Consider the following 12,155-nt stretch of genomic DNA (forward strand, 5'->3'; position numbering starts at 1 on the left):
GAAACTGAGGGACACGCCATGAAAATCGCCTTTCAAATGGACCCGATCGGGGCCGTGGACATCAACGCCGACAGCTCATTCCGACTGGCGGAAGAGGCGCAGGCGCGCGGGCATTCGCTGTTTTTCTACGGGCCGGATCAACTGGTCTATCAGGAAGGCCGCATCACAGCGCGTGGCCACGACATGACAGTGCAGCGGGTCGCAGGTGATCCGGCCGTCTTGGGACCCGAACGCGAGGTTGATCTGGCTGATTTCGATGTGGTCTGGTTGCGACAGGACCCTCCGTTTGACATGCACTACATCACGTCCACGCATTTGCTGGATCGTCTCAAGGGTCAGACGCTTGTGGTCAACGACCCTTTCTGGGTGCGTAACTATCCGGAAAAGCTGCTGGTGCTGGATTTCCCTGACCTGACACCGCCGACAACGATCGCGCGTGATCTGCAAACGATCAAAGCGTTCAAGGAAAAGCATGGCGATATCATCCTCAAACCGCTTTATGGCAATGGCGGCGCAGGCGTGTTCCGTTTGGATGCCAATGATCGAAACCTGACGTCTCTGCACGAGTTGTTCACGGGCTTCTCGCGTGAGCCTCTGATCGTGCAGAAATTTCTGCCGGACGTCAGCAATGGCGACAAGCGGGTGATTTTGGTCGACGGCGAAGTTGTTGGTGCGATCAACCGGGTTCCTGCCGCAGGTGAAACGCGATCCAACATGCATGTAGGCGGGCGTCCGGAAAAGATTGGCTTGTCAGAGCGTGATCTTGAGATCTGCGCGGCCATCGGCCCCCTGCTTAAAGAAAAAGGTCAGATCTTTGTCGGTATCGACGTGATTGGCGACTATCTGACCGAGATCAACGTGACCTCACCCACCGGCATTCAAGAGCTTGAGCGCTTTGACGGCGTCAACATTGCCGAAAAAATCTGGCAGGCCATCGAAGCCAAAATCTAAGCCATGACCCGGGCGCTGATGCGAAAGCTCAGCGCCTCGGCTACGTGCGATCTGTGGACGTTTGCGGATCCTTCCAAATCGGCAATTGTGCGCGCTACGCGCAGAATGCGATGAAACGCGCGGGCGGACAGGCCAAACCGGTCTGCCGCTTTCAGCAACAGCTCTTTACCTTCTGCATCGGGTGTTGCGATCTCTTCCAGAACCTTCCCTTCTGCATCCGCGTTTTGGCGCATATGTGGGGTGTCTTGAAATCGGTTCGCCTGAATGGCGCGGGCGTTTTCGACCCGTTCAGCAACCGTAGCAGAGCTGTCGCCGGATGGCGGCAAGTCAAGATCAGTGAATTCCACCGGCGGTACTTCAATCCTCAGGTCGAACCTGTCCATCAACGGCCCTGATATGCGGTTCAGATAGTCCTCGCCACAGCCCGGCGCGCGTGAGCAGGCACGAGAGGGGTCTGTCAGATAACCGCATTTGCAAGGGTTGGCAGCGGCCACTAGCATGAGCCGGCAAGGATACTTCACATGCGCATTGGCGCGCGCCACCATAACTTCACCGGTTTCGATGGGTTGGCGCAACGTTTCCAGAACGGTGCGTGGAAACTCAGGAAATTCATCCATGAACAGCACGCCGTTATGAGCCAGCGAAATCTCACCGGGTTTCGCGCCTTTGCCGCCCCCAACGATTGCGGCCATCGAGGCCGTATGGTGGGGCTCGCGAAACGGGCGCGTGCGATTGATGCCGCCTTCGTCCAGCAAACCGCACAAAGACTGGATCATCGAGGTCTCTAAAGCTTCGACTGCGGTCAGGGGCGGCAGGATGCCGGGAAGCCGCGCGGCCAGCATGGATTTACCCGATCCCGGCGTTCCGATCATGATCAGATGGTGACGACCTGCGGCAGCGATCTCCAGGGCGCGTTTGGCGCGCTCCTGCCCTTTTACATCACGCAGATCCCGCGCGCTGGGCGTCAGGTTTACCTCGCCGGGCTGTGCGGCTGGTAGGGGGGATTGGCCCGAGAAATGGCGCACAACGTCGCCCAGAGATCCCGCGCCGATCACCTGCGTTGCGTCAACCCATGCCGCCTCGGCGCTGGAGGCGCGGGGGCAAAGCAACATCCGGTCATCAGATGCCGCAGTCATTGCCGCAGGCAGAGCACCGACCACCGGGACCAAAGATCCGTCGAGCGAAAGCTCTCCCAACGCTACGGTGCTTTCTGCGGCGTCGGCTGGAATGATCTCTAAGGCCGACAACAGCGCGACGGCTATGGGCAGGTCGAAATGGCTGCCTTCCTTGGGTAGGTCGGCGGGGGACAGGTTGATGGTGATCCGCTTTGAGGGCAAGGCGATTGCCATCGCGCTCAGCGCGCTGCGCACGCGGTCGCGGGCTTCGGATACCGCCTTGTCTGGCAGGCCCACGATGGAAAAGGCGGGCAGGCCGGGGGATACGGCGCATTGCACTTCGACCGGGCGGGCATCGACCCCTTGGAAGGCAACGGTATGTGCACGGGCGACCATGGCAGTCCTGTTCTTGGTTAACAGGACGTTGCTGCCATGGGTGTGGTTTAAGAGTCGTTAACGGACATGCGCAAGGCGGTGAATTTGGGCCATGCGCCGGGATCAGCCACGGTTTTGTCGCGGCAGAACGGATTGCAGAACCCCCAGCATTGGCCATCCAATTCCATAAAATCCGCAACCGGGTTGCCGGAGTACGGACAAGCCTCGTTGAGGGAAGGGCCGCCTGATACCGGTTTGGCGTTCGAGTCCCCTCCGACCGGCCAGGGCATTGATGACAACTCCTGCGGATAGGGGAATGGATTGTATTGAACTGTCATACCCATTGCGCGCCATTGTCTGACGGCTGGGTCCGACAGGAGGTCTAAACAATAGATCCGGTTCGCCTCGGACACTGGCAGCCCGTAGCCGATGATCCGTGCAGCAACAGGCGTATAGAACACATCCGCCAGCGAATAATCACCGAACAACGGGCCGTCTTGCGCACCAGAGATACGCCGCGCGTGCGCCCAGAGCGTCTCAATCCGTTCAAGATCGGCTAACGTCTGGGATGACGGGGCAAATCCTTGCCACACATGCTGTAATTGCATCGGGCATTGGCCGCGGAGGGCGCTGAACCCTGCAACCATCTCAGCGCAAAGCCAGCGGGCGGTTGCCCGCGCTGCGGGATCTGCAGGCCACAGCCCAGCTTCAGGGTGACGCTCGGCCAGCGTCTCGGCCATGGCTAGGCTTTCGCCTACAACCGTCCCTTCGGGCAGACGCAGCGCGGGAACCAGTCGGGCCGGGGTCAGCGGTTCCATGTCTTGTTTCATGCTGCCCGAATAAAGGCCGATCATGTGGCTGCGATAAGGCAGTTTGAACTTCTCAAGCATCAACCAGCCGCGCATCGACCAGCTGGAGAAGAGGCGGTCACCGATATACAAATCATAAGTCATGCTTGAACGATGCCGCAGGCCGGTGGCACAGTAAAACAGTGATTTGTGCGGGGTCAGTTCACGGAAGGTGATTGATCTTGCCGACCGACCATGTGTTGTCTTCCAAGCCGATGTCCGTGACAGACAGATTGTCGATCCGGTGCGAAAAGGTCTGCTGCCCGTCCAGATCCAAAGCGCGTTGCACTTGCGTGAGGATCACGCCGAAATGCGCGACGATCACCAGATCGCGCCCCGTGTACTCGGCTAAAAGCATGTCGATTGCGGCATCGACCCGGGATCGGACATCGTTCCAGCTTTCGCCCTGCGGAGGGCGGACATCCCCAGGATTATCCCAATAAGCGAAAGCCAGCTCCGGATCTTCTGCTTCGATATCGGCGAAACCACGTAGTTCCCAGCTGCCAAAATGAATCTCACGAAGGTCAGGGTTATGAGGCAAGCGCCGGCGCGGGCCCTGAATGGCTGAGGCAGTGTCCACGGCACGAGACAAGTCGGAAGAGATCACAAGTGCCTCGGACGGCAGATGATCATGCAGGCGTCTCAAGGCTGCTGTGTCGCTCAGGTCCGCAGGCAGATCTGACCAACCGACCATGGTTTTTGCATGTGTCGGCCCATGGCGGACAAGATGCAGGCGTGTCATGGCAATTGGCCTTTAAGAACAGATGGTAATCCGGCTGTCACCTGTACGACCAGATCCGCCTGCGCCGCCAAGGCGATGTTCAGCCGCCCCTGCGCCTCGCGGAATTGACGAGCGAGGGCGTTGTCCGGGACGATCCCGTAACCTACCTCGTTCGAGACAATCACAACCTGGGCTGGGCAGTCGTTCAGGGCATCCAGCAGATTGGTCTGTGCCGTTTCCAGATCCGTGTCCGCCAGCAGATGATTGCTCAGCCACATTGTAGCGCAATCAATCAGGCAAATCTGATCTTGGGACAAGCGGGCCAGAACCGGCCCCAGATCAAGGGGTTCTTCAACCGTGCTCCAGCCGTCGCCGCGTTGCACGAGATGGCGATCAACCTTCTGGCGCATCTCGTTATCAAACACTTGTGATGTCGCGAGGTAAACGCGGCTTTTCCCAGCGGAAACAACTAGTTCCTCAGCGAAAACCGACTTGCCCGAGGAGGCTCCACCCAGAACCAAGGTTAAATCTGGAGACACAATTCTTACCTTTAGTTGATCCGATTGGTGCTGTTTTGCGTAAAGGTCATAGGTCGGCAAAGCAAGTCCGGCCAGCGCCTGCAAAACAGGGGAGAGGTTTATGGCACTGGATAATGCGACAGACTTTTCGATGTCCCGGCAAGCGATGAAGGCCGAGCTGCTGGATGCGGAAACAGAACTCAAACTGGCGTACGCCTGGCGGGATGACCGTGATGAACAGGCTTTGCACCGTCTAATTACCGCTTATATGCGTCTGGCCATTTCGATGGCAGCCAAATTCAAACGCTATGGCGCGCCGATGAATGATCTTATTCAAGAGGCCGGGTTGGGCCTGATGAAAGCGGCAGACAAGTTCGACCCGGACCGTGGTGTGCGTTTTTCGACTTATGCCGTGTGGTGGATCAAGGCGAGCATCCAGGATTATGTGATGCGGAACTGGTCCATGGTGCGGACTGGGTCCACCTCATCCCAAAAGTCCTTGTTTTTCAACATGCGGCGGGTGCAGGCACGGCTAGAGCGTGAGGCGGCGACCGAAGGCTTGGAGTTGGATCGACACCAGCTGCATCAGATGATTGCTACCGAGATTGGCGTTCCTCTGCGCGACGTGGAAATGATGGAAGGGCGTTTGTCCGGTTCGGATTTTTCGCTGAACGCGGTTCAGTCTGCGGACGAAGACGGGCGCGAGTGGATCGATGCGTTAGAGGATGATCGCGAACAGGCTGCGGATTCTGTTGAGCACAGCCATGACACAGCTCAACTGCGCGAGTGGTTGCTGACCGCGATGAATGCGCTGAACGACCGCGAACGTTTCATCGTGCGCGAACGCAAGTTGCGCGAACCCGCCAGAACGTTGGAGAGCTTGGGCGATGAACTGGGATTGTCCAAGGAGCGCGTGCGCCAACTAGAAGCCGCGGCGTTTTCAAAAATGCGTAAGAACCTTGAAGCCCAGTCGCGCGAGGTGCAACACTTCATCGCATGAAACATGTTGCGATTCTTGTGTGTGTTCTTGGCCTTACGGTTTTCGCCGCGCGTTCAGGCGCGGCGAAGGATTTGATCCCTGATGACGTTCTGACAGCGATGCGGGGCGTCGATGTGGTGATTTTGGGCGAAGTACATGACAACCCCAGGCACCACTACATACAGGCCGAAGCACTTGAAGCGCTGTCACCCTCGGCCGTTGTATGGGAGATGGTGACAGAAGAGGGTGCTCAGCGGCTGTCGCAAAAGGCAGTGTCTGACCCTGATGAACTGGGGCGCATCCTTAAATGGGCCGAAAGCGGGTGGCCTCCGCTCAGTATGTATTACCCGGTTTTCCAAGCCTCAAGTGCGCCCGTCTATGGGGCAATGGTGCCCCGCACAGCTGCGCGCGCAGCGATGGAACGCGGTGCGGCGACGGCTTTGGGCGCAGACGCGGCACGGTATGGTCTGACCGTGCCGCTGTCGCCCGAGGAACAATCCGCGCGGGAGGCGGATCAACTGGCCGCTCATTGCGATGCTTTGCCAGTTGAAATGCTGCCGCAGATGGTTGCGATCCAACGCTTGCGCGATGCGGTTTTGGCCCGTGCGGTGGTGCGCGCCATGGAGGAAACCGGAGGGCCGGTTGCGGTGATCACAGGCAATGGCCACGCGCGGACAGATCGGGGTATCCCGACTTATCTTGCGCGCCTTCAGCCAGGATGGAAAGTGGTTGCGGTAGGGCAATCCGAAGATGGCATTATCGATGGCGACTTCGACTTGGTAATCGACAGCCCGTCGATAGAGCGTGAAGACCCCTGTGCGGCGTTTCAGGTGCAGAATTAATCGCTGGAACTACCTGCTGGCCTTGCCTAATGTCAGGGCCGACCGGCACAGGAAGGGCTGAACATGCTGTCATCCAAACGTATTCTGCTGATAATCGGCGGCGGGATTGCGGCCTATAAGTCGCTGGATCTGATCCGCAGGCTGCGAGAGCGTGGGGCTGCTGTGACACCGGTTCTGACCCGTGCAGCGGAAGAATTTGTGACGCCTTTGTCAGTGTCTGCGTTGGCCGGAGAGAAAGTCTATCGCGATCTGTTCGATCTTACCGATGAGGCCGAGATGGGGCATATTCAATTGTCGCGCTCGGCCGATCTGATCGTTGTCGCCCCCGCAACGGCAGATCTTATGGGCAAGATGGCCTCTGGGCTGGCCAACGATATGGCGTCGACCCTTTTGATGGCGACGGACACGCCCGTTCTTTGCGCGCCCGCGATGAATGTACGGATGTGGGACCACCCGGCCACGCAACGCAACCTCAAGCAGCTTCAAGCCGATGGGGTACGCTTTGTCGGGCCAAATGAGGGTGACATGGCCTGCGGCGAATTCGGCCCGGGACGCATGTCTGAACCGCTGGAAATTGTCGCGGCGATTGAGGCACAGCTGACTGCGGGACCTTTGGCTGGCAAACGCGTGCTGGTGACGTCTGGCCCGACGCATGAACCGATTGATCCGGTGCGCTATATCGCGAACCGGTCGTCCGGTGCGCAGGGTGCTGCTGTGGCGCGGGCACTGGCGCATTTGGGGGCCGAGGTGATTTTTGTCACTGGCCCTGCCGACGTGCCCCCTCCGGCAGGTGTACAGGTCGTACCCGTTGAGACGGCGCAACAGATGTCTGACGCGGTCGATACCGCTCTGCCCGTCGATGCGGGTGTATTCGCGGCGGCGGTCGCGGATTGGCGTGTGGCAAGCGCATCGGACAAGAAACTGAAGAAAAGCCGAGATGGCCTGCCGGTTCTGGAATTTGCCGAAAACCCGGACATTTTGAAACGTGTATCCCAGTTGGCAGTGGGCCGCCCGCCGCTGGTGGTTGGTTTTGCGGCTGAAACAGACGATGTGGTTGAACACGCCACCGCCAAGCGCCTTCGCAAAGGCTGCGATTGGATCGTTGCGAACGATGTCAGCCCGGCAACCGGCATCATGGGTGGGTCCGAGAATGCGGTCATTCTGATCTCGGGCAGTGGCACCGAAGAATGGCCGCGCTTGGGCAAGGACGAAGTTGCCCGGCGTCTGGCGGCAAAGATCGCGGACGCATTGGCAGGCTGAAGGAAAGGCATGGGCATGGTTGCAATTCGAGTGATCCGAGAAGACGGTGCAGACCCCGCTGTCGCGCTTCCGTCTTACGAAACGGCTGGTGCTGCCGGGGCGGATGTGCGCGCCAACTTGCCAGGTGGCACCCCTATCGTGTTGGAACCTGGCCAACGCACGCTCGTGCCAACTGGCCTGCGTATCGAAATTCCCAAGGGGTACGAGGTTCAGGTCCGTCCCCGCTCGGGCCTTGCGCTGAAACACGGGATTACACTGCCCAACACGCCAGGCACCATCGACAGTGATTATCGCGGACCTTTGGGCGTGATCGTGATGAACGCAGGTCAGGACCGCTTCGAAATTGCCCATGGTGAGCGCATCGCGCAACTGGTGGTCGCGCCTGTCGTGCAGGCCACCTTCGAGTTGGCTGAGGAATTGGGCGAAACTGGTCGCGGGTCCGGCGGCTTTGGCTCAACCGGGCGCGGCTGATGCTGCTGGTTTTTGTTCTGGCCGCAGGACTTTGGGGTGTTGGCTATATCGCCGGCACGTCAAAAACAGCGCGTGTGGTTTCGGTCAGTGTGCTTTTGGCCGGAGTGATCCTGTCTCATCTGATCTTGCCAGACGGGCATCCGCTGCGTCAGGCGACGGGCGGCTCGGCGGCAATGTGGCTGATCCTTGTGGGTTTCGGCGCGATTGTTTTGGTGTATGGAAGGGTGCTGAAAGCCCTGCGCAATCGCGCAGAGTCCGTTTCAGATCAGGAACCTACCATGCCCTCCGACCGATTTACCGAGACCGAGCTGGACCGCTATGCCCGTCACATCGTATTGCGCGAATTGGGCGGTCCGGGGCAGAAAAAGCTGAAAAAAGCACGGGTGCTGGTGATTGGCGCGGGTGGTTTGGGGGCCCCTGCTTTGCAATATCTGGCAGCAGCCGGGGTGGGCACAATCGGCGTCATAGATGACGACATCGTCGAGAACGCCAACCTGCAACGGCAGGTCATTCACCGTGACGCAGATATCGGGATGCCCAAGGTCTTTTCGGCCCAACAAGCGATGGAGGCGCAAAACCCGAACGTGGTGGTTCTGCCCTATCATCGCAGGTTGAACGATGAGATCGCGGCCGATCTGTTTGCCGATTTCGATCTTATTCTTGACGGGACCGATAATTTTGACACGCGCTATCTTGCCAACCGCGCGGCCGTCGCGCTTGGCAAGCCTTTGATCTCGGGGGCCTTGTCGCAGTGGGAGGGGCAGCTGAGTGTGTTTGACCCGGCCAACGGCAGCCCCTGCTATCAGTGTATTTTCCCCGAAGCACCGGCCCCAGGCTTGGCCCCGTCCTGTTCCGAGGCTGGGGTGATCGGCCCCTTGCCCGGCGTTGTTGGGTCGATGATGGCGGTCGAAGCGATCAAGGTGATCACGGGCGCGGGCATGGCGTTGCGTAGCGAGATGTTGATCTATGACGCTCTGTACGGCGAAAGCCGCAAGATTACCCTGACCCGTCGCGCCGATTGCCCCGTCTGCGGCACCGCGAACGATTAACCTTTCTTTACGCAGGCTGTGGGTTCTAGAACACCCGGCCTAGGCGACTTAGCTATAGGGTCAAAGGAGATCCGAATGACCAACCCGATCCTGTCCAGCTGGACCACCCCGTTTGAAATTGCTCCCTTTGCCGAAATTTCGGACGATGATTTTACCCCGGCGCTGGATCAGGCAATGACGGCGCATAACGATCAGATCGCTGCGATTGCCGAGAATTCTGACGCTCCGACCTTTGGCAATACGATTGAGGCTTTGGAGGCTGCGGGCGAGCAGTTGGACAAGGTTCTGTCGGTCTTTTTCACGGTTGCAGGGGCAGACAGCAATCCCAGACGGGAAGAGTTGCAGCGAGAGTTCTCCCCCAAACTGTCGGCACATTTTTCCGGCATTTCTTCGAACAAGGCGCTGTTCAAACGCGTGGCCGACCTGTGGGCGCGGCGCGATGATCTGAACCTGACCGAAGAACAGGCGCGTGTGCTGATGTTGACCCATCGCGGTTTCGTGCGTGCTGGCGCAGCGCTGGCAGGGGAAGACGATACACGGATGCAAGAGATCAAGTCGCGCCTCGCCTCTTTGGGGACGTCCTTTACTCAAAACCTGTTGGCAGATGAGAGGGACTGGTTCATGGACCTGACCGAAGAGGATCTGCAGGGCCTGCCAGATTTCGTCCTGGATGCAGCCCGCGCTGCGGGGCTAGAGAAAGAGGCACAGGGACCAGTGGTGACCCTGTCGCGGTCGCTGATTGTACCGTTCCTGCAATTCTCACCTCGTCGGGACCTGCGCGAAAAGGCTTATCGCGCCTGGGCAGCTCGCGGTGCCAATGGGGGCGACACTGACAACCGCGACATCGCTGCCGAGATTTTAGGTTTGCGTGAGCAACGCGCCAAGCTGCTGGGCTATGACAGTTTCGCCGACTACAAGCTGGAAACCGAAATGGCCCGCACACCGGACCGCGTGCGTGAACTGTTGATGCAGGTGTGGGAACCGGCAAAATCCCGTGCCGATGCTGACGCCGAGATCCTGACGCAGATGATGCAGGAAGACGGCATCAACGGTCCGCTGGAAGCCTGGGATTGGCGCTACTACGCCGAAAAGCGGCGCAAGGCGGAACACGATCTGGATGAGGCGGCCCTGAAACCCTATCTGCAACTGGATCGTATGATCGAGGCGTCTTTTGCCTGCGCAAACCGTCTGTTCGGGCTGGAATTCGCGCCGCTGGACGTTCCGCTCTATCACCCGGATTGCCGGGCCTGGGAAGTCACACGTGGCGGGCAGCATATTGCCGTTTTCATCGGTGACTACTTTGCGCGGGGATCGAAACGGTCTGGTGCGTGGTGCAGCGCGATGCGGGCGCAGGCGAAGTTCCCGAAAGATCAGGCGCCGGTTGTGATCAATGTCTGCAACTTTGCCAAGGGTGATCCGGCGCTGCTGTCTTATGACGACGCGCGGACATTGTTCCACGAATTCGGCCACGCCCTGCATCAGATGCTGTCGAATGTGACCTATGAGAGCATCTCGGGCACTTCGGTCGCGCGTGATTTTGTCGAACTGCCCAGCCAGCTTTACGAACACTGGCTGGAAGTGCCCGAGGTTCTGGCCGAATTTGCGACCCATGCCGAAACGGGCGAGCCAATGCCGCAGGAGATGCTGCAGAAAGTGTTGAAAGCCGCTAATTTCGATCAAGGGTTCCAGACCGTGGAATATGTTGCTTCGGCCCTTGTTGATCTGGCCTTCCATGATGGGGATGCCCCGGCAGATCCGATGGCAAAACAGGCCGAAGTTCTGGCGGACCTCGGGATGCCGCATGCCATCGGGATGCGCCACGCCACGCCCCACTTTGCCCATGTCTTTGCCGGTGATGGCTATAGCTCGGGCTACTACAGCTACATGTGGTCCGAGGTGATGGATGCTGACGCCTTCGCCGCCTTTGAAGAGGCGGGCGGTGCCTTTGATACCGAACGCGCCAAGGCGCTGGAAGACAACATCCTGTCCACCGGCGGGTCGCGAGAGGCGGAAGACCTGTATCTGGCGTTCCGGGGGCGATTGCCAGGCGTGGACGCCCTGTTGAAAGGCCGCGGCTTGATCGCGGCCTGAATTCAGTAACCCAGCGTGCGATCCACTAAATGCACAAAGGGCTCACCGGCTTCGCCACGTCGGATGTTTTCGCAAATGACCTGCGCGGCTGTGACCGGGCGGGTCTCAGACGCGATGTGAGGGGTCACAGTCACGTTCGGATGTGTCCAGTAGGGATGGTCTTCGGGCAAGGGCTCGACACGGAACACGTCCAGCGTTGCGTGCCCAACCTGACCAGAGTTCAGCGCATCCAGAAGCGCGTCGTCATCAATCAGCGGGCCACGTCCCGGGTTGATGATCCGTGCGCCCTTAGGCAGCAAGGCCAACGTTTCGGCATTCAGCGCGTTTTCCGTGGCGGGGGTATCGGGCAGCAATAGTACCACGATTTCAGCCTGAGAAAGCGCTTGGCGAAGCCCTTCGGAGCCATGCAAGCAGGTCACGCCGGGGATGTCTTTGGCGGTGCGGCTCCAACCGGTGACTTGAAAGTTAAGCGCAGTCAGGGCTCGGGCCGCGGCCTCGCCCAACGTGCCCAGCCCTAAAATGCAGACGATACGCTCTTTTGCCAATGGCGGCGCTTCCGGTTCCCAGACGCCATCCTGCACGAGGATGTGCCGGTCTATTCCTAGGTGGTAGCGTAGCACGTGCCCAACCACCCATTCAGTCATGCCCTGCGTCAGTCCGTGATCCACCATCCGCGCCAATGGGACGGTCAGCGTTTCATTGTCCGCGATTTTCTCGATACCAGCCCAAAGGCTCAGTACAGCTTTCAGACGGGTGAAGGGTGTGAAATCGTGTACTCCGCCGTTGGGGGCATAAACGACATAGTCGACCTGATCCGGTTCAAATTCCGTGCTGAGCCGCGCGTCGACTTTTGCGTCAGCCAAGTACTGAGTCAGCAGCGGTTCGTACACGGGCCACAGAGCAGAGCGTGCGGAAAACAGGACGTTAGCGGGCAT

Annotated in this window: 12 protein-coding genes; 7 read left to right on the forward strand and 5 right to left on the reverse strand. The window is 59.2% G+C overall.

The window, feature by feature from the left end:
- Window positions 1-18: 18 nt before the first annotated feature.
- Complete coding sequence (gene gshB / locus GS632_RS10870; RefSeq protein ID WP_171179223.1) at window positions 19-951, forward strand: glutathione synthase; 933 nt, start codon at window positions 19-21, stop codon at window positions 949-951.
- On the opposite strand, the gene GS632_RS10875 is transcribed toward gshB, so the two are convergent.
- Genes GS632_RS10875 through cobU form a run of 4 tightly spaced genes read right to left on the reverse strand, consistent with a single transcriptional unit; the run spans window position 948 to window position 4,549 of the window.
- On the reverse strand, window positions 948-2,462 hold the full coding sequence (locus tag GS632_RS10875; protein ID WP_171179225.1) for a YifB family Mg chelatase-like AAA ATPase: 1,515 nt from the start codon (window positions 2,460-2,462) through the stop codon (window positions 948-950). The two genes, gshB and GS632_RS10875, sit on opposite strands and share 4 nt — an antisense overlap.
- A 47-nt stretch (window positions 2,463-2,509) precedes the next feature.
- Window positions 2,510-3,394 (reverse strand): glutathione S-transferase, encoded by an 885-nt coding sequence (locus tag GS632_RS10880; protein WP_171179227.1) that lies wholly within the window; start codon window positions 3,392-3,394, stop codon window positions 2,510-2,512.
- Window positions 3,395-3,452: 58 nt separating this feature from the next.
- A complete protein-coding gene (locus GS632_RS10885; RefSeq protein ID WP_171179229.1) occupies window positions 3,453-4,031 on the reverse strand; it encodes a histidine phosphatase family protein in 579 nt (192 codons plus the stop codon).
- Window positions 4,028-4,549 carry a bifunctional adenosylcobinamide kinase/adenosylcobinamide-phosphate guanylyltransferase gene (gene cobU, locus GS632_RS10890; protein ID WP_171179231.1) on the reverse strand — a complete coding sequence of 174 codons (522 nt, stop codon included), beginning with the start codon at window positions 4,547-4,549 and terminating at the stop codon, window positions 4,028-4,030. Before cobU ends, GS632_RS10885 begins: the two co-directional genes overlap by 4 nt.
- Window positions 4,550-4,649: 100 nt before the next feature.
- On the opposite strand from cobU, the gene GS632_RS10895 reads away from it, so the two are divergent.
- From GS632_RS10895 to GS632_RS10920, 6 genes are all read left to right on the forward strand, one after another.
- On the forward strand, window positions 4,650-5,528 hold the full coding sequence (locus GS632_RS10895; RefSeq protein ID WP_171179233.1) for an RNA polymerase factor sigma-32: 879 nt from the start codon (window positions 4,650-4,652) through the stop codon (window positions 5,526-5,528).
- Window positions 5,525-6,349 carry a ChaN family lipoprotein gene (locus GS632_RS10900; protein ID WP_171721770.1) on the forward strand — a complete coding sequence of 275 codons (825 nt, stop codon included), beginning with the start codon at window positions 5,525-5,527 and terminating at the stop codon, window positions 6,347-6,349. The genes GS632_RS10895 and GS632_RS10900 overlap by 4 nt, the downstream gene beginning before the upstream one ends.
- Before the next feature lie 63 nt (window positions 6,350-6,412).
- Window positions 6,413-7,609: a bifunctional phosphopantothenoylcysteine decarboxylase/phosphopantothenate--cysteine ligase CoaBC gene (coaBC, locus tag GS632_RS10905; RefSeq protein ID WP_171179237.1), complete on the forward strand. Its 1,197-nt coding sequence runs from the start codon at window positions 6,413-6,415 to the stop codon at window positions 7,607-7,609.
- 15 nt (window positions 7,610-7,624) lie between these two features.
- Entirely contained in the window at window positions 7,625-8,080 is a 456-nt protein-coding gene (gene dut / locus GS632_RS10910; protein WP_171179239.1) for a dUTP diphosphatase, read from the forward strand.
- Entirely contained in the window at window positions 8,080-9,129 is a 1,050-nt protein-coding gene (locus GS632_RS10915; protein WP_171179241.1) for a molybdopterin-synthase adenylyltransferase MoeB, read from the forward strand. Before dut ends, GS632_RS10915 begins: the two co-directional genes overlap by 1 nt.
- A 75-nt stretch (window positions 9,130-9,204) precedes the next feature.
- The gene (locus GS632_RS10920) at window positions 9,205-11,220 is read left to right on the forward strand and encodes a M3 family metallopeptidase (RefSeq protein ID WP_171179243.1); all 2,016 of its coding nucleotides are present in this window, start codon (window positions 9,205-9,207) and stop codon (window positions 11,218-11,220) included.
- 2 nt (window positions 11,221-11,222) lie between these two features.
- Here the strand turns inward: GS632_RS10920 and GS632_RS10925 are convergent, their stop codons facing one another.
- Window positions 11,223-12,155 carry a glyoxylate/hydroxypyruvate reductase A gene (locus GS632_RS10925; protein ID WP_171238483.1) on the reverse strand — a complete coding sequence of 311 codons (933 nt, stop codon included), beginning with the start codon at window positions 12,153-12,155 and terminating at the stop codon, window positions 11,223-11,225.

Source organism: Ruegeria sp. HKCCD7296 (assembly GCF_013110775.1).
Lineage (GTDB): Bacteria > Pseudomonadota > Alphaproteobacteria > Rhodobacterales > Rhodobacteraceae > Ruegeria.